The organism is Mesorhizobium sp. B1-1-5 (assembly GCF_006443065.1).
Classification (GTDB): Bacteria; Pseudomonadota; Alphaproteobacteria; order Rhizobiales; family Rhizobiaceae; genus Mesorhizobium.
Genome location: NZ_VFWS01000658.1, coordinates 1 through 1,042, shown reverse-complemented (window position 1 = coordinate 1,042; position 1,042 = coordinate 1). Strand labels below are relative to the sequence as shown.

Annotated in this window: 1 protein-coding gene; it reads right to left on the bottom strand. The window is 61.3% G+C overall.

Translation table 11 applies throughout. The features are described from left to right. A partial coding sequence (locus FJ980_RS34150) for a phosphatase PAP2 family protein (protein WP_140547729.1) occupies window positions 1-1,042 on the bottom strand: 1,042 nt, incomplete at both ends.

Genomic DNA, 1,042 nt, shown 5'->3' with positions numbered 1-1,042 from the left:
ATTAGGGGCCGCCAATCCCGTATCGGAAGTCTGTTGGGCCACGTCGGAAGCCTGCTGCCCGGATGCCGGTAGAACGAAGCGTCCGGTCAGGTACCAGAGCAGAGAGACCACGAGGATCGACAGGTAGCCGTCCACGGCATAGTGCCAGCCGGTATAGACCGAGCCGAACAGGATGAGTGCGGCGAACGACCAGCCTGCAACGGCCCAGCGGCGACCAAAGCCGGTGAGGAAGAAGGCATTGAGCGTGACGATGGCGACATGCATGCTGGGCATCGCCGTGATGCCGCTGCCCAGCGCGGAGCGGCCGCTGTCGTGTGCATCGAGCAGATAGCTGGCGGCGAACCGCACCGGCAAGGCATACGGGTCTGCCATCAGCGCTGCGAGCACCCCGGCAAATCGGCTGCCGCCATAGAACCGGTCGTAGAATATCGGCCCGCTGGATGACAGCATGATTGGAAGAACGGTGCCACACAACACCATGGTGATCGCGAACGACCAGAGATTCCGGATGCGCAGGGCGGAACTCTTCCAGAAGGCGACGAAGAGCACGACGCCAAGCCATTGCATGAACCACCAGGACATATAGGCCTTGAAAACCAGCATGGAGGCGGGCTCTGAAACGATGCCGTGCGTCCATACCCAAGGATCGACGCCGTGCAGCCAACGATCGAGGTCGGCCAGCATGGGATCGGCATAGTAAGGCACGATCTCCGGTATGGTGATCCTGAATGTCGTGAAAGCGATGATGCCGAGAAAGAATAGCAAGACGACCCGCGCGGCCGCCGGCCCGCGTTCCTTGAGTATGTGCACCATGAATCTTGTCGGCCTGGGCCCGCCATACACCAATGCCGTCAACCCGAGGCCAACCACCAGCAGCACCGGCAGCAAGCCGAGGAATGTCCCGAAGTACTTTATGGACAGCAGAAGATATCGCTCAGGCCGCAGGCAAAGCGCCGTCGCGACGCAGACCAGGCACAGGCCCGTCAGCAGCCAGCTGCTTCTGGTTGTCGCCACGCCAAGATCAACAGTGGAAACCGATCGG